This window comes from Leucobacter sp. 7(1) (assembly GCF_900163635.1).
Lineage (GTDB): Bacteria > Actinomycetota > Actinomycetes > Actinomycetales > Microbacteriaceae > Leucobacter.
Map to the genome: position 1 here is coordinate 128,383 of NZ_FUID01000033.1, position 14,627 is coordinate 143,009.

A 14,627-nucleotide genomic window follows, 5' to 3' on the forward strand; every position below is an offset into this window, starting at 1 on the left:
GGCCCCCTCAAGGTCTGCAGGATCGCTCTTGCCACCATAGCTGACCTTTTGTTCAGTGTGGGCGGTAGGAAAAAGCCCTGGACCGGCGGTGCTTTGCGGGAAACAATGGCGACAGGGGCCCGCGCGGAGTAGGGTGCAGGGAATACCCCACGTGGGTATCTGGTTGTGTGGTGCGACGCCACACTGGCGAAGAGGGGACGGCGATGGAGAACGCACACGCAGGCCACCGCATTAGCGATGAGCATTCGGAGCATTCGGATCGCTCGGAGCACGATGCGCACGCGGGCCATGATGCGCACGATGCGCACGCGGACCACAGCGGGCACGCCGGCCACAGCGACCACGTGGCGCAATATCGCCGGCTGTTTTGGATCATGCTTGTGCTGGCGGTCCCCACCGCGGGTCTCTCGATGATGTTCGCCTCGATCCTCGGGTACCCGCTGCCAGACTGGGCGTGGCTGGCCTGGGTCTCACCGATCTTGGGCACGGTCATGTATGCCTGGGGTGGGCGGCCGTTCCTTGTGGGGGCGGTCTCGGAGATTCGTGCGCGAAAACCGGGAATGATGCTCCTTATCGGGCTCGCGATCACCGTCGCGTTCCTCGCTTCGTGGGGTGCGAGCCTCGGGATCCTGGATCATCAGCTCGACTTCTGGTGGGAGCTCGCGCTGCTGATCGTGATCATGCTGCTGGGGCACTGGGTCGAGATGCGCTCCCTCGCGCAGACGACCTCCGCGCTTGACTCCCTCGCCGCGCTCCTGCCGGACACTGCGGAGCGGGTGGAAGGCGAACAGATCGTCACCGTTGCGCCTGGGGAACTCCGGGTGGGTGATCTTGTCGTGGTGCGGCCTGGTGGGAGCGTCCCGGCGGACGGGCGGGTTGTCGACGGCCGCGTCGCAATGGACGAGTCGATGGTCACCGGTGAATCGCGCACGGTCACACGAGCCGTGGGGGATCACGTGACCGCGGGCACCGTGGCGACGGATTCCGGACTTCGTATCGAGGTGACCGCCACGGGCGAACACACGGCGCTCGCTGGGATCCAGCGCCTGGTTACTGAGGCGCAGAACTCCTCCTCTCGTGCGCAGCGACTCGCGGACACGGCGGCCGGCTGGCTGTTCTGGTTTGCGCTTGGGGCGGCCGTGCTCACCGCGATCGCCTGGACCCTATTCGGGCTGCCCGACGAAGCCGTGGTGCGCACCATCACGGTGCTTGTCATTGCGTGCCCCCATGCCCTCGGGCTCGCGATACCGCTTGTGGTCTCGATCGCCACGGAGCGCGCTGCCCGCGGTGGGGTGCTTGTCAAGGACCGCCTCGCGCTTGAAAGCATGCGGAGCGTGGACGCGGTGCTTTTTGACAAGACAGGCACCCTCACAAAGGGGGAGCCGGAGGTGTCCGATATCGCCACGGTGGGGGAGTGGAGCGCCAACGAGGTGCTTGCACTGGCCGCCGCCGCTGAGCACGCGAGTGAGCACCCGCTCGCGAAGGCGATCGTGCAGGCGGCCGCGGGTCGTGGGCTTGAGCTTGACCGGGTGGCCGGCTTCTCGTCCTCCCCAGCAGTTGGCGTGACCGCGACCGTCGGTGGGTCCACGATCCGGGTCGGCGGGCCGCACTTGCTCACTGAAGAAGGCGCCGCAGAGCTTCCCGCGGTCGAGCCGTGGCGAGAGCGCGGGGCCATCATCCTGCACGTGCTGCGCGACGGTGCCGTGATCGGGGCGCTTGCGCTGAGCGATGAGATCCGCGCAGAGTCGCGAGACGCGGTCGATGCGCTGCACCGGCTCGGTGTTTCAGTCGTGATGATCACGGGGGACGCAGAAGCGGTGGCCCGTTCGGTCGCTGCGGAACTCGGAATCGACCGCGTCTTTGCCGGGGTCCGGCCCGAGGACAAAGCCGCGAAGGTGCAGGAACTGCAGGGTGAAGGACGCCGCGTCGCCATGGTGGGGGACGGCGTGAACGACGCGCCCGCCCTCGCACAAGCCGATGTAGGGCTTGCCATTGGAGCAGGCACGGACGTGGCAATCGCCTCGGCAGGGGTGATCCTCGCGAGTGATGACCCGCGCTCGGTGCTCTCGGTGATTCGACTTTCCCAGGCCGCGTATCGGAAGATGCGGCAGAACCTGTGGTGGGCCGCTGGCTACAACCTCATTTCGGTGCCACTCGCCGCGGGAGTGCTTGCCCCTATTGGTTTCGTGCTTCCCATGTCGGTGGGAGCGATCCTGATGTCGTTGTCCACTGTGGTTGTGGCGCTCAATGCGCAGTTGTTGCGACGGCTGGACCTGCGGCCGGAGGTTGTGGCCGCCGAGATCCTCGGAACCCCTGAGCGCTAGGCAGCGGGCGGCTCCGGGTCGCGGCCAAGGCGCCGCGGCCCGGGACCATCGTTCGCGAGGCGATCACCGGGATTCAGTGCGCGGCATGTATTGAGCGAGAGGCAACCGCAGCCGATGCACCCGGTGAGCTCTTCTTCGAGCAGTTCAAGCTCTCGCCGACGGGCGGCGAGTTGTTCGTGCCACGACGCCGAGATTCGACGCCAGTCGCGCTTCCCGGGCATGCGGTCGTGTGGCAGGTCCGCAAAGACTGCCGCGACTTCACTCAGCGGGATGCCGAATCTGCGGGATGCCACGATGATCCCGATCCGGCGGAGCGCATAGCGCGGGTAGCGCCGCTGATTTCCGGCGGTGCGCACCGAAGTGATGAGTCCTTGTGATTCGTAGTACCGGACCGCGCTCGTGGCAATGCCGGATCTGCGGGCCACCTCGCCGACAGTGAGGAGATCCTGCGGGGTGGCGTTCATGTGGCTCCCTTGACTTCAAGTGAACTTGAAGTTCTAGGGTAGCAGCCGTGACTTCGCAAACTCCCGATTCCCTGGCCCCTCAACCCGCTCAGCCGCCAGCTCCCGTGCCCGGAAGCTGGCGTGACCTTTTCAGTAGGCCGCACCTGCCCGTCGTGACCGTGCTTGCAGCGGGTGTGGGGCTCTACGCCATGAACCTCTATTTCACGGCTGCGTTGCTCCCCACGGTTGTCGCCGATATCGGCGGATCACAATACTTCGCGTGGGCCGCCACTGCGTACCTGATCGCCGCGGTGGTCGCGACGATGCTCGTGGGCCGGTTGCTCGCGGGCGTCGGGCCCGCGCGAATGTATGGCGTTGCGTTCGGAGTGTTTGCGCTCGGCACCGGGATGAGCGCGATCAGCCCTATGATGGAGCTTTTTGTCGGAGGTCGCGCCGTGCAGGGCTTCGGGGCCGGCCTGCTCACGGGCCTCGGCTACGCCGCGATCCGCGGTACCCTCCCACCGGTGCTGTGGACGCGGGCTACGGGCCTCATTTCTGCCATGTTCGGGGTGGGCGCACTGCTCGGCCCAGTGCTCGGTGGCGGCTTCGCGCAATTGGGGCAGTGGCGGATCGGCTTCGCTGTGCTTGCTGTTGTTGCGCTCGCGCTGATCCCCGTAGCGTGGCGGGCACTCCCTCGGGCGGTGCCGTCGCGAGCCGGCACCGGGCCGGTCCCAGTGCTGCCGATCATCACGCTCGCCGCGGCCGCCGCGGCGCTGAGTGTGAGCGCGATGCTCGATGGCGCGCTTGTGTGGGGCGCTGCAGCGTTCGGCTTCGCGCTCCTCGGATTGTTCCTGTGGCTCGACGCGCGCCACGCCAACGGGGTTCTGCCTCGACTTGCCTATCTGCGCGGGAACCCGTTGAAGTGGGTGTATCTCACGGTTGCCGCTCTCTCAGCGGGGGTCATGGTGGAGAACTTTATCCCGCTCTTCGCCCAGCGTATCGGCGGGGTCTCGCCCCTGGGTGCTGGGTTGATCGGTGCGGCGCTTTCGCTCGGGTGGGTCGGTGCCCAACTTTTCAGCGTGAACGCGACGGGAGCGGCGATCCGGAGACTGGTGCGCGGGGCTCCGTGGTTACTGGTTGCGGGGCTTGTGGGCTACGGCCTGCTCCAGGTGACGGAGCCGGGACCGGGGATCATTGTCATGTGGGCGTTGTTGCTTGGCCTCGCCGGTGTGGGGATTGGCCTCGCCTTCCCGCACCTTTCGGTCGCGGCCCTCAGCAGTGGCGGCAGTGACGCGGAAGGGGGCAAGGCTGCGGCTGCGGTCAGCACCACACAACTCATCGCCTACACAGTGACCTCCGCGATCGCCGGCAACTTGCTTGCGCTCGGTGCCGACGACCTCGGGTCCGCCCGCTGGCTCATTCTGGGTATCGCGGCACTCACGCTTCTCGGGATCCCAACCGCGGCCGCGGCAACGCGCCGCGCGCCCTGAGTACCTCGGCCACGAAGGAGGCCGAGCGCTCCGCGAGCGCGTGACGTCGCTGTGCGACGAGCACATCGGCTGGCGGATCGAGCGGAGTGAGCGGGCGGACCTGGTTTACGCGGACATTGCAGTCGAGATCCACGCACAGGTAGGTACCCAGGGTTGACTGTTCTTTCGCCTGCGCCGCGGCGGAGGCCGTGAATAGGGCCACCTGTTCGAAGCGGCGCGGCATCCGGCAGAACTCGCACATCACCGCTCGGTTTGCGTTTGTGCGAGTGCGCGTTGTGGTGAGCATGATCCCGGTGAGTTCACCGCTGTGCTCGGTGAAGAGGTAGCCGCGCTGGGGCGCGCTGGGATCTCGCCAGCCGATGAAGTCTCGCTCTGCTGGTGAGGGCTTGGGGGAAACGCGAGGTCGGCGCACGGTGCGCCGGGTTGCCTCGTCGATATTTCCGAGGGCTGCTCGGAAGGCAGTGAGTGTGTGCTCGTGCACGGGAGTCCTTTCGTGACTGTTCCAATTTGTACAAGTGTACAGATTAGGCGAGTAGACTGCTGAGATCCCTGTGAAGTGAGGAAAAATGGCTTATCTCCCCCGAGAAGAGCGTCGCTCCGCGATCATCGCGGCCGCGCTCCGCGTCATTCGTGCCGAAGGCTTTGGCGCGGTTTCAGCGCGGTCCGTTGCGCAGGCTGTGGGGGGCTCCCCGGGCTTGATCCACCAGCACTTCCCGAGTGTCGCCGAGCTCACGGCGGCCGCGTGGCGCGCGTATGTCGCGGAGAGTCTGGCGGAGTTTGACGCCGCGGTGCAGGGCTCCGAGGTTGATCCGGTCGCTGAGTTTTTTGCGAACCACCTGGACCCGGCGCAGGGGGAGGAGCTTGGAATTTGGGCGGATGCGTGGGCGCACGCGCTGCGCCACCCCGCATTTGCTGCGGTATTTGCCGATTCGGTGCGCGAGTTGACCGACGCGCTCCGGGGGAGCGGTGCCGAGGTGTCGGATATCGAGGCGGATCGTGCCGTGCTGCTCGCCATAGCCCTCGCGGGAATGCAGCGCGTGGCGCCCGAGCGGTATACAGTCGCCCGCGCGGCGAGCATTCTCGACAGGTGGTGCGCGCCAGGGGCGCAGCCACCGCTCAGTTGACCCTGCCAGGATACCGGGTATGGGTATTTCACAGCGGATCCTGCGTCCGACATTTGTCACCGCCGCCATTGCTGCACTGATTCTGACTGCGGGCTGCGCGCCCTCGGGGGCTGCGGAGCCCGCAGTGGGGGCCGCGGAGAGTGGCGCTCGCGCGTCGACCCCGGAAGCAACGCGCGCGATGCTCGATGGGCTGGGGCTTGACTCGGCCGATCCTGCGGCGCTTGCAACGGGGCTCGATGCGCTGGCCGTGGACTCGCGCACCGCTGAGTTTTCCGCCGCAATTATGCCGGGCGAGATTCGGGTGCAGCCGGACCAGCCAGGTGAGCTCGTGATCCCCGTCCCCGAGGATCAGTTCTATCTCTCGGTCGCGCCATATCGCACGCAGACACACCCCTGCACCTTCCATGTCCCGACGTCGTGTCTGGGGGAATTGCGAAGCGTTGACGCGCAGCTGCGGGTCACGGACCTTGCCACGGGTGATGTGGTGGTGGATCGAGAGGTTCGCACCGAAGACAATGGATTTGTGGGGGTGTGGTTGCCACGAGACGGTGACTTTACTGTCGAAATGACAGTTGATGGGGACACCGGCTCGCAGGTCGTTCGTACCGGCGCGAATGACCCGACGTGCCTCACCACCCTGCAGCTCAACGCATAGCTGCTTGCGGAAATCGTTGAAAGTTTGACTTGATTCAACGAATTTAGTTGTGTTACGGTAGTTTAACCGTTGTAACCGCGCCTCTTGTGGACCTGTTCAGGTACCCCGCGGACACCGGCTTGGAGTGATACCCGTGACCGCAACAGGCCACACCCTTATCGTTCGCGAAGAGCTTCGGTTCTTCCAATCCCGCCCTGTCTTGCGTCGCGTCATCTTCGTCGCAGGCTACGAGAGCCTGAGCGTGCTGTTCACCGTCGTGGTGCTCAGTGCCGTGCTCGGTCACGGTGGGGGGACCTCGACACTGACCGCCGTGCTGCTTTCCACAGTCGCGACAATCTGGAACTACCTCTGGAATACGCTGTTCGAGGCGGTCGAGCGTCGCCGGGGGCTCACCGGTCGCGGTGTGCTCGCCCGTACTCTGCATGCGCTCGGGTATGAGGGCGGCGTGCTGCTGGTGACGATCCCGCTCGTTGCGATCATGCTCGGGGTGAGTCTGGGTGAGGCGCTCGTGATCGAGAGCGGTCTGCTGATCTTCTTCCTCGTGTTCACGGTCAGCTACACCTGGGTGTTTGACAGGGTGTTCGGGTTACCGGCTTCGGCACTCGCCGAGTAGTCATCTGGGGCGGGGCGCGGTTTCGCGCCCCGCCCCCGCTCGTGTTATCCCTGGATCTTCGCGAAGGTGTCGCGAATCCCCTGTTCGTTCCACGACCAGATGTCGTCGCCCCGGAGCACTGCGTCGGCACCGCCATCGCAGTAGATTGTCTGCCCGCAGCAGTGGGTGTTTTCCACAGAGGTGAGCCAGATCAGTAGGTTTGCGACCGTCTCGGGCCCCTGGTGGGAGTTGAGCGGCATGGGGACGACCGAGTCGACGAGCTTGCGCCCTTCCTCGGTCGACAGGAGCTCTTGAGTCATGGGGGTGACAACCGTGCCCGGACCCACAGCGTTCACCGGAATACCCGCGCCTGCCCACTGCGGTTTTGGCGCCTCGCGCCGCACCCAACGTGAGATTGCCTGCTTTGAAGAGGAGTAAATGAGATTTCCGGTCGCGGGATCGGTGGCGAGCTGTTCGGCGATTGCCAGGGCCGCGGCCTCGTCATCGCCGAGCAGCGCCTCGACAAGGGGTGGGGCGACGGGCTGGAGCGAAGCCATTGAAGAAATGAGTGCGACGCGGGGCGCGGCAGACTTCGTGAGCGCGGGCTGCATCGCCTCAAGGAACTCCGTCATGCCGTAGTAGTTCACCGCGGCCGTGATGACCTTCGGGAGCGAGAGACCCGCGCACGCGATGACCGCGTCTACCGTGCCCCCAGCAAGAGCCGTGGCTTCCGCGGCGGCCGCGCGGCGGCCCTCTCGGGTGGAGAGATCGCCTGAAACCTCGACGCCTGAAAGATCGACGCCGATCACTGTGTTTCCGGCATCTCGGAGCAATTGTGCGGTGGTCTTGCCGATGCCGGAGGCGGCACCGGTGATGACAAACGTGCGTGACATGGTGGGTGTTCCTTTCACTGGGGAGGGGGGATGGTCAAGCTATTGAGGAACCGAGGCAGCAGTCGAGTGAGTGCTGCGCGGTCCGCGGGAAGCCAGTCGAGGGTTGCGGCGTCGATCATGGCGAGGCCGGCGTCGAAGAGCTCCTCATACGTTGTGCGTCCCAGCGCGGTGAGGGAGACGCTCACAGAGCGGCGATCCCGCACCTGCACCTCGCGCTGCAGGAGTCCAGCCTCGGACAGGCGGGCAAGCAGCTTTGAGGTTGATGGGCGGCTGAGGTGCAGTTCGGTGGCGACAGTGCTCGGTGTCGCCGTGCCGCCCTCCTTGCCGAGGAAGTAGAGTGCCCGAACCGCGGTGGGGTCGAGATCGATGCCGCTCGCTGTGGCCACGGTGCGCTGGAAATCGTGCGAGTTCCAGCGTGACACCAGGGCGGTGAGCGCGCGGAGCACCTCGTCGTTCTGCCCGAGCCGCCCCGCGCCAGTGGGGTGTGTCGTGGGGCCAGGAGTCAAAGGATCCTGTGTTGCCATGTCCTGAGCCTACGCCCCATAGTTGCCTGGGGCAACTATTTGTTCCTCTTCCGATTCTGCCCAGCGCGATTTACCCTGGACGTATGGCACGCATCATTCTGTTCGGCGGCCACGGACGGGTCGCACTCCTCACGTCCCCGCTCCTCGCTGCGCGCGGGGACCAGATCACTGCGGTGATTCGCAACCCAGACCACGCGGCAGAGGTTGCAGGGGTCGGGGCGACCCCGCACGTTGCGGATATCGAAACACTCGACGAGCACGATCTCGCGGAACTCATCGTCGGGCACGACGCTGTCGTGTGGTCGGCCGGCGCTGGAGGTGGGGACCCGGTGCGGACCCGCGCTGTCGACCGCGACGCGGCGATCCGCTCCATGACTGCGGCGGCCCTCGCTGGGGTGCCGCGCTACGTCATGGTGTCGTACCTCGGCTCGCGCCGGGACCACGGGGTTCCCCCAGAAGACCCGTTCTTCGCCTATGCAGAGGCGAAGTCTGCCGCGGACGAACACCTCCGGGGGACCGGGCTGGACTGGACCGTGCTTGGCCCGGGTACCCTCACCCACGACGTGGGGAGTGGAATGATCGAGACCGGCGGCAGTGAATGGACAGTCGTCTCACGCGAGAACGTTGCGGCTGTGGTTGCCGAAACGCTGATTCGACCCGACACCGTGCACCGCACGATCCCGTTTGTTGATGGGTCATCCCCGATCGACGAGGCCCTCACCCTCCCGGGTGGGGCGGGCTAAGCGCCCTCCGGCCACTCCACCGTGCCCGTGAAGTCTGGGTGACGACGTAGCCAGGCAGCGACGAACGGGCAGCGTGGGATGATGGTGAGCCCAGCCGCGCGGGTGCTCTCCAGTGCCGCTGACACGAGCGTGCCGCCGAGGCCGCGACCGCCGAAGTTCGGATCGACCTCCGTGTGCATGAAGTCGCGCTTGGTGCCGCCCGCGCGGGAACGATATTCCGCGAACCCGGCGAGCTCGCCATCGACGGTGATGGCGAAGCGGGACTGCTCGGGTTCGTGGGTGACGTGAATCTGTTCGCTCATGGTGCTGTCTCCTGACGGTGTGGGTACGGAAACTACTGCGTGCGGGGGACGAGCCGGGCGACGGGTGCCGCCGGCGCGGGGAGTGGCGGATCGGGCTCGTGTTCGGGGAGCCCAAAGCGATCTGGATCGATGGGGCCCGGCGCCGAGATGGGGCTCTGCGGATGCGCGGCACCGGAGGGATCGGCGACCCCCGCGGCCGCGGCCGTGGCCTGCCATTCGGCGCGCGCCTGCAAGATCTCGTCGTGGCTCCGGGCTACGAAGTTCCACCACATGATGAGTTCCTCGCGCATGGGTTCGCCGCCCAGCACCAGTACGCGCGCGCCCTTCGATCCCGCGGTGAGCTGCAGAGTCGCCGCTCCCGGCGGCGCGAATCCCAGGTGATCCTGCGCGAGCGGAAGCTCCGAGACCGCGCCGCCGGTGGCCGCGATACGCGTCAGGGTCACGTCCCCGGTGTCGACAAGGACACCGTGTTCATAGGCAACGTCGACTGGGAACCCGATGCGTGCGCCCGGTTCGAGCCGGAGCTCGGCCCCGAGCAGTGGCGAGTGGGCCTGCACCGGGGACGTGGAGCCGAGAAGCGAGCCGAGGAACACCTGACCGTCCCACCCCAAGCCCGTGATCACCGGGGGTTCGTAGTGGGTGAAGTCGGGGGCAATATCTGCCGCGTGTTCGGGGAGGGCGATCCAGAGTTGCGCGCCGTGCAGCACGGTCGTGCGCTCGGTGGAACGTTCAGAGTGGCTGATGCCGCGCCCAGCGGTCATCAGGTTGAGCTCTCCGGGCCGGACAAACGCGTGGAAGCCTGCGCTGTCGCGGTGCTCGATCTCGCCTGAAAACAACCAGCTTGCGGTCTGCAGGCCGATATGAGGGTGGGCAGCGACGTCCATGCCGCCGGTGCGGGAGACGTCGTCCGGACCGTAATGGTCGAGAAAGCACCAGGCCCCGATGAAGGAGCGGGCGCGCTGTGGGAGCGTACGGCGAACCGTCATGGCGCGGATGCCGCCGAGCGGCACCTCGCGTGGCTCGATGAGTTGCAGCGCACTGTCTGCGGACTCCGCGTCGGCGCACAAGGTGGCCTCGGGGCCCTGCTCAGGATTGCTCAATGCTCACTCCTCCCGGGTGCGTCCGGCACCCCCGATGCCAGTCTGCCACGGCCTGGCCGGGATGCCCAAGGGGGCAAGCCCTGTTCGCTCGGAGCATGCCCAGCACACTACGTTCAGTCATCGGCGAGCCACGGCGTGAGCACCGTGGAAGCACGGTTCCCTCGCGGCCACCCGTTCACCGCAGCGTAGGAGATTCACGAGTATGCAGGAGATATTGGCCCGGATCCGGCACGCGGCACGAGAATCTCCTGCGGAACGAGCGCGGCCCCGCACCTCAAGTGAGGTGCGGGGCCGCGCGTGCGTTCTACGCCGGGCGGTTCACGGGGGAGTCCGGCGTGCCGGTCTCGAGCAGCGTGATGCCGTTCTGCGCCTGGATGCGCACGTACTCGATCTCGGTGCGCGCCGAGAAGTACGCGATGTGCGGGGTCAGTACCACATCTGCGCGGCCCAGCATCGGGTGGTCCGCTGCGGGAGGTTCCGTCTCAAGCACGTCGAGCGCTGCTGCGGAAAGCTGGCCCGCGTCCAGGGCCGCTGCGAGCGCGTGGTGGTCGATCAGCGCGCCGCGGGACACGTTCACGAGCACCGACCCGCGCGGCATCTCTGCGAGGAACGCCGCGTCCACCATGTGCTCTGTCTCCGGGGTGAGCGGGAGATGCAGGGACAGCACGTTTGCACTGCGCTGGACCTCGGCGAGATCCGTGCGACGGACACCGAGCGCGTCGAGAGAAGCCTGGATCTCCGGGGTATCGGGCAGCATGGGGTCATACCCGATGACCTCACCGAACAGCGGCCGCGCGAGACGCACGAGCTCGCGCCCGATCTTGCCGAGCCCGATGATGCCGAGCGTCGTCTCGCTGAGGCGCGGCGGCGCCGTCAGCGCGCGGTCGTTCCAGGTACCGGGCTGTGCCGAGGCCTGGTAAAAGCCGAGCTGCCGGGTGGCGGAAAGCAGGATCGCGAGGGCATGGGTGGCGACCTCCTCGGTCGCGGCACCGGGCACGTTTGTGACCCACACACCATGCTCGGTGGCAGCCTCGAGATCGACGTAGTCGAAGCCCATCGACATGAGCGCGACGATCCGCAGCTGCGGCATCGCCTCGATCATCTCGCGGGTCACGGAGGCGTAGCCGGGGAGGAGCACGGTCGCGTCGTGCGCGCCGGCGATGATCTCCGCCGAGTCGCGCGTACCGAGCACCCGTACTTCGAAGCCTGCGGCCTCAAGAAGTTCAATGCCGATTGCCGGATCAGTGTCCTCGACGTCGGTGTAGACCGCAACCGGTCGGGTTGTCGTGGTCATGTGTTACGCCCCCTGTGCGGCGTCGAACGTCGCCTGGTCGATGTGAATAAGCTGCAGGCCGCCCGCGGTGACCGCCGCCGAAACTGCCTCGGCGAGCTCGGTGGCAGTGGTGACCTTCCGGCCGGTGCCCCCGAACGCGTCAGCAACGGCGGCCCAGTTCGGCTGTGCGAGGTCGACGCCGACCGGGGCGATGCCCGCGTCGAGCTCGTTCTGCTTGATCTCGGCGTAGCCGCCGTTGTCGACAACGATGACGGTGACGTCCTCGCGCTGCTCGACGACCGTGATGAACTCGTTCATGGAGAACATGAGCGCACCGTCACCAACAACGGCAAACGCGGGGCGTGCCGGCGCGGCGATCCGAGCGCCGAGTGCTGCGGGGAGACCATAGCCCAGGGTCGCGTAGGTCGCCATGTAGGGGGTGGAGTTCGGCTCGGATACGCGCAGCGTGTTGAGGAGCCCCCAGTACGCGATCTGCGAGGAGTCGGTCGCGACGATCGCGTTCTCGGGCAGCGCTGCCGCAATGGCTTCGGCGAGTGTGGTGTTCACCGCGGAGAGCTCCGTGGACTCAGCGCGCGCTGCAGCGCGTGCCTGGCTTGCAGCTCCGACGGCTCCCGCGTGATCCCGCGGGGAACCGTCACCGAGCTGAGTGATCAGTGCCGCGAGCGTGGCCGTAGCATCGCCGACGAGCCCGACGTCTGCGCGGTGGTTCTTCGTGATCTGCGACTCCAGCAGATCGACGCGGATGATCGTGCCTGTTGCTGCAAGCTCGGATACCCACAGCTCGGCCTCGCCCAGCTTCGAACCGACGATGAGGAGCACGTCTGCGTCCTGAGCGACCGAGCGGCCGGCCTGCAGGCGCAGGCTCGAACCCACAGCGAGGGGGTGCTGCTCATCGAGCACACCCTTCGCGTTCAATGTCGTGACAACGGGTGCCCCGATGCGCTCGGCGAGCGCGCGCAGCTCGGAGGACGCACCGCGCGATCCGCCGCCGGCGAGGATCGCGGGACGCTGCGCCGCCGCGAGCAGCGTTGCGGCCTGCGCGATCGCGGCGGCGTCTGCAACTGCGGGAGCGGCAATCTCGCGCGGGGCGGTCGTCGCAGCAGCGAGCTCGGTCTCCTGCTCCAGCACATCGAGTGGAACCTCGATGTAGACGGGGCGCGGGCGGGTCGTGCCGAACAGCTCGAAGGCGTCGTGGATTGCGGCGACAGCTTCCTCAGCCGAGGTCACGCGACGACCCCACTCGACAATCGCGGAGGCTGCGCTGAGCTGATCCTTCGTCTCGTGCAGCGTGCCGACATCTGCGAACTCCGCGCCGATCGCGGGGCCGGGGGAGAGCAAGATCATGGGGCGTGACTCGCAGTAGGCGGTGCCCGCGGCGGAGAGGGCGTTCAGCAGGCCGGGGCCGCTCGTCGTGATGACCACGCCGGGTTTGCCGGTCTGCAGCGACCAGCCGTCGGCGCCGTAGCCCGCACCCTGCTCGTGACGCGTCGTGACGGGGCGGATCCCGAGCTCCCCGAGCGGCCGGTAGAACTCGAGGTTGTGGGTGCCCGGGATGCCGAACACCGTGTCGATGCCGTACCCGCGAAGGGTTTCCATGACGACCCAGCCGGTCGTGCGCTTAGATGTGGTCTGCATGATGCTCCTCAAGTTCTGTGTGGTGCGTGGGTGTAAAAATCCGGCCCCACCTCGGTGCTGCGGGGCCGGATTTTCATCAGTGAATGGGCTAGTGCTTGGTACCGATGGCGGTCGTGTCCGTCCGCGCATTGAACGAGCCGGTGACCGGGGCGGTGTCCGAGTGCTGCGGGGCGAAGCGGACGCCGATCCAGGCGACGACTGTGAGGAGGCCGAAGAACGCGACGACCGACCAGAAGTTGCCATCGGTAACGACGAGCAGCAGCGAGGCGATCGCGGGCGAGAGGCCGCCCCAGACCGCTGCGCCCAGGCCGTACGACAGCGACATCGAGGTGTAGCGGGACTGCGGGCGGAACATCTGCGCCATCAGCGTGGACAGCGGAGCCCAAGCACCGCTCAGCGTGACGCGGATCAGGATGACAAACAGCCAGATCATGGCGACGTTCTTTGCCTGGATCGAGAGCACCAGAGGCATGATCACGAGGAACGAGCCGATGATGCCGCCGTACATGACCCACTTGGCACCGATCTTGTCGCCCAGCGCTGCAAGGGGCAGGGTGACAAGCATCTCGACGAGCGACGCGATCGTCAGCGCACCCAGGATGATCGTCGGGTCGAGCCCGATCTCGGGAGAGTCTGCGTAGCTCTGGACAAAGGTCGTTGCGATCACGTAGCCGCCGGAGGACATTGCGATGATGCAGAAGCCGAGCAGGATCGGGCTCCAGTTGTTCTTGAGCGCGAAGAGCAGCGGCGTTGACTGCTCCTGGCCCTCAACCTTGGCCTCGAAGACCGGGGTCTCCTCAACGCGGTAGCGCACCCAGAAGCCGACAAGGATCAGCACGATGCTGAAGAGGAACGGGATCCGCCAGCCCCAGCTGAGCAGAGCGTCTTCACCCAGCATCGACAGCGCCCAGAATGCGCCGGTCGCCATGAGTGCGCCGAGCGGGTTGCCGACCTGCGTGAAGCCACCGTAGAAGGTCTTCCACTTCGAGGGGGCGCTCTCCACAGCCATGAGGCTCGCGCCGCCCCACTCGCCGCCGACCGCGAGGCCCTGCAGCATGCGGAAGAGGATCAGGAGGATCGGACCCCAGATGCCGATCTGCGCGTAACCTGGCAGCAGGCCAACGAGGGTCGTCGCGATGCCCATGAGTACGAGCGTGATTGTCAGTGCGGGCTTGCGGCCGATCCGGTCACCAATGTGGCCGAAGATAATACCGCCGAGCGGGCGCATAAAGAACGCGACCGCGTAGGTGCCGAAGGAGGCAAGCGTTGCGAGCGCCGGATCGAGATCCGCGGGGAAGAACACCTTCGGGAAGATGATCGCCGCTGCGGTCGCGTAGATGTAGAAGTCGTACCACTCAATGGAAGTGCCGACGAGCGCGGCCATGCCGCCCTTGAGGGCCCTCCGGTGCGTGTTCTCTTGGACCGGGGAAGCGGTCGTTGACATGTGAGCTCCTTCGCTGGATGTCGGGGTAGTGCGGTGGGGTACTACGGGGTGGGGTACTGCGGGG

General features: G+C 66.6%; 15 protein-coding genes. 6 read left to right on the top strand and 9 right to left on the bottom strand.

Annotation, left to right across the window (positions count from 1 at the left end):
* Window positions 1–203 precede the first annotated feature (203 nt).
* Window positions 204–2,324 (top strand): heavy metal translocating P-type ATPase, encoded by a 2,121-nt coding sequence (locus FM113_RS07845; RefSeq protein WP_087013219.1) that lies wholly within the window; start codon window positions 204–206, stop codon window positions 2,322–2,324.
* Here the strand turns inward: FM113_RS07845 and soxR are convergent.
* The gene (gene soxR / locus FM113_RS07850; protein WP_087013220.1) at window positions 2,321–2,788 is read right to left on the bottom strand and encodes a redox-sensitive transcriptional activator SoxR; all 468 of its coding nucleotides are present in this window, start codon (window positions 2,786–2,788) and stop codon (window positions 2,321–2,323) included. The genes FM113_RS07845 and soxR overlap by 4 nt on opposite strands.
* A 47-nt stretch (window positions 2,789–2,835) precedes the next feature.
* On the opposite strand from soxR, the gene FM113_RS07855 reads away from it, so the two are divergent.
* A complete protein-coding gene (locus FM113_RS07855; protein ID WP_217895976.1) occupies window positions 2,836–4,257 on the top strand; it encodes an MFS transporter in 1,422 nt (473 codons plus the stop codon).
* Here FM113_RS07855 and FM113_RS07860 read toward each other — a convergent pair.
* A complete protein-coding gene (locus tag FM113_RS07860) occupies window positions 4,205–4,738 on the bottom strand; it encodes an FBP domain-containing protein (RefSeq protein ID WP_176387120.1) in 534 nt (177 codons plus the stop codon). The two genes, FM113_RS07855 and FM113_RS07860, sit on opposite strands and share 53 nt — an antisense overlap.
* 85 nt (window positions 4,739–4,823) lie before the next feature.
* On the opposite strand from FM113_RS07860, the gene FM113_RS07865 reads away from it, so the two are divergent.
* The 3 genes from FM113_RS07865 to FM113_RS07875 all read left to right on the top strand — a co-directional run bounded on the left by FM113_RS07865 (window position 4,824) and on the right by FM113_RS07875 (window position 6,649).
* Window positions 4,824–5,381 (top strand): TetR/AcrR family transcriptional regulator, encoded by a 558-nt coding sequence (locus FM113_RS07865; protein WP_087013223.1) that lies wholly within the window; start codon window positions 4,824–4,826, stop codon window positions 5,379–5,381.
* A 19-nt stretch (window positions 5,382–5,400) separates the two neighbouring features.
* On the top strand, window positions 5,401–6,036 hold the full coding sequence (locus FM113_RS07870; protein ID WP_087013226.1) for a CueP family metal-binding protein: 636 nt from the start codon (window positions 5,401–5,403) through the stop codon (window positions 6,034–6,036).
* 133 nt (window positions 6,037–6,169) lie between these two features.
* Window positions 6,170–6,649 carry a PACE efflux transporter gene (locus FM113_RS07875; RefSeq protein WP_217895977.1) on the top strand — a complete coding sequence of 160 codons (480 nt, stop codon included), beginning with the start codon at window positions 6,170–6,172 and terminating at the stop codon, window positions 6,647–6,649.
* A 44-nt stretch (window positions 6,650–6,693) separates the two neighbouring features.
* Here the strand turns inward: FM113_RS07875 and FM113_RS07880 are convergent, their stop codons facing one another.
* Both FM113_RS07880 and FM113_RS07885 read right to left on the bottom strand, forming a co-directional pair.
* Window positions 6,694–7,521, bottom strand: a complete 828-nt coding sequence (locus FM113_RS07880; protein ID WP_087013228.1) for an SDR family oxidoreductase — start codon at window positions 7,519–7,521, stop codon at window positions 6,694–6,696.
* A gap of 14 nt (window positions 7,522–7,535) precedes the next feature.
* On the bottom strand, window positions 7,536–8,045 hold the full coding sequence (locus tag FM113_RS07885) for a MarR family winged helix-turn-helix transcriptional regulator (protein ID WP_087013230.1): 510 nt from the start codon (window positions 8,043–8,045) through the stop codon (window positions 7,536–7,538).
* A gap of 83 nt (window positions 8,046–8,128) precedes the next feature.
* Between FM113_RS07885 and FM113_RS07890 the strand changes: the two genes are divergently transcribed.
* The gene (locus FM113_RS07890; protein ID WP_087013232.1) at window positions 8,129–8,788 is read left to right on the top strand and encodes an SDR family oxidoreductase; all 660 of its coding nucleotides are present in this window, start codon (window positions 8,129–8,131) and stop codon (window positions 8,786–8,788) included.
* On the opposite strand, the gene FM113_RS07895 is transcribed toward FM113_RS07890, so the two are convergent.
* The 5 genes from FM113_RS07895 to FM113_RS07915 form a co-directional block, all read right to left on the bottom strand.
* A complete protein-coding gene (locus FM113_RS07895; protein ID WP_087013234.1) occupies window positions 8,785–9,090 on the bottom strand; it encodes a GNAT family N-acetyltransferase in 306 nt (101 codons plus the stop codon). The genes FM113_RS07890 and FM113_RS07895 overlap by 4 nt on opposite strands.
* A 32-nt stretch (window positions 9,091–9,122) precedes the next feature.
* A complete protein-coding gene (locus FM113_RS07900) occupies window positions 9,123–10,190 on the bottom strand; it encodes a pirin family protein (RefSeq protein WP_217895978.1) in 1,068 nt (355 codons plus the stop codon).
* A gap of 304 nt (window positions 10,191–10,494) precedes the next feature.
* Window positions 10,495–11,484, bottom strand: coding sequence for a C-terminal binding protein (locus FM113_RS07905; protein WP_087013236.1), 990 nt, complete (start codon window positions 11,482–11,484; stop codon window positions 10,495–10,497).
* Between the two features lie 3 nt (window positions 11,485–11,487).
* Window positions 11,488–13,119, bottom strand: a complete 1,632-nt coding sequence (locus FM113_RS07910; RefSeq protein ID WP_087013238.1) for a thiamine pyrophosphate-binding protein — start codon at window positions 13,117–13,119, stop codon at window positions 11,488–11,490.
* A gap of 88 nt (window positions 13,120–13,207) precedes the next feature.
* Window positions 13,208–14,563, bottom strand: a complete 1,356-nt coding sequence (locus tag FM113_RS07915) for an MFS transporter (RefSeq protein ID WP_087013240.1) — start codon at window positions 14,561–14,563, stop codon at window positions 13,208–13,210.
* Window positions 14,564–14,627 lie beyond the last annotated feature (64 nt).

Coding starts and splice junctions, on each gene's coding strand:
- FM113_RS07845 (WP_087013219.1), top strand. CDS start 204: ATGGAGAACGCACACGCAGGCCACCGCATTAGCGATGAGCATTCGGAG.
- soxR (WP_087013220.1), bottom strand. CDS start 2,788: ATGAACGCCACCCCGCAGGATCTCCTCACTGTCGGCGAGGTGGCCCGC.
- FM113_RS07865 (WP_087013223.1), top strand. CDS start 4,824: ATGGCTTATCTCCCCCGAGAAGAGCGTCGCTCCGCGATCATCGCGGCC.
- FM113_RS07870 (WP_087013226.1), top strand. CDS start 5,401: ATGGGTATTTCACAGCGGATCCTGCGTCCGACATTTGTCACCGCCGCC.
- FM113_RS07880 (WP_087013228.1), bottom strand. CDS start 7,521: ATGTCACGCACGTTTGTCATCACCGGTGCCGCCTCCGGCATCGGCAAG.
- FM113_RS07885 (WP_087013230.1), bottom strand. CDS start 8,045: ATGGCAACACAGGATCCTTTGACTCCTGGCCCCACGACACACCCCACT.
- FM113_RS07890 (WP_087013232.1), top strand. CDS start 8,129: ATGGCACGCATCATTCTGTTCGGCGGCCACGGACGGGTCGCACTCCTC.
- FM113_RS07895 (WP_087013234.1), bottom strand. CDS start 9,090: ATGAGCGAACAGATTCACGTCACCCACGAACCCGAGCAGTCCCGCTTC.
- FM113_RS07905 (WP_087013236.1), bottom strand. CDS start 11,484: ATGACCACGACAACCCGACCGGTTGCGGTCTACACCGACGTCGAGGAC.
- FM113_RS07910 (WP_087013238.1), bottom strand. CDS start 13,119: ATGCAGACCACATCTAAGCGCACGACCGGCTGGGTCGTCATGGAAACC.
- FM113_RS07915 (WP_087013240.1), bottom strand. CDS start 14,563: ATGTCAACGACCGCTTCCCCGGTCCAAGAGAACACGCACCGGAGGGCC.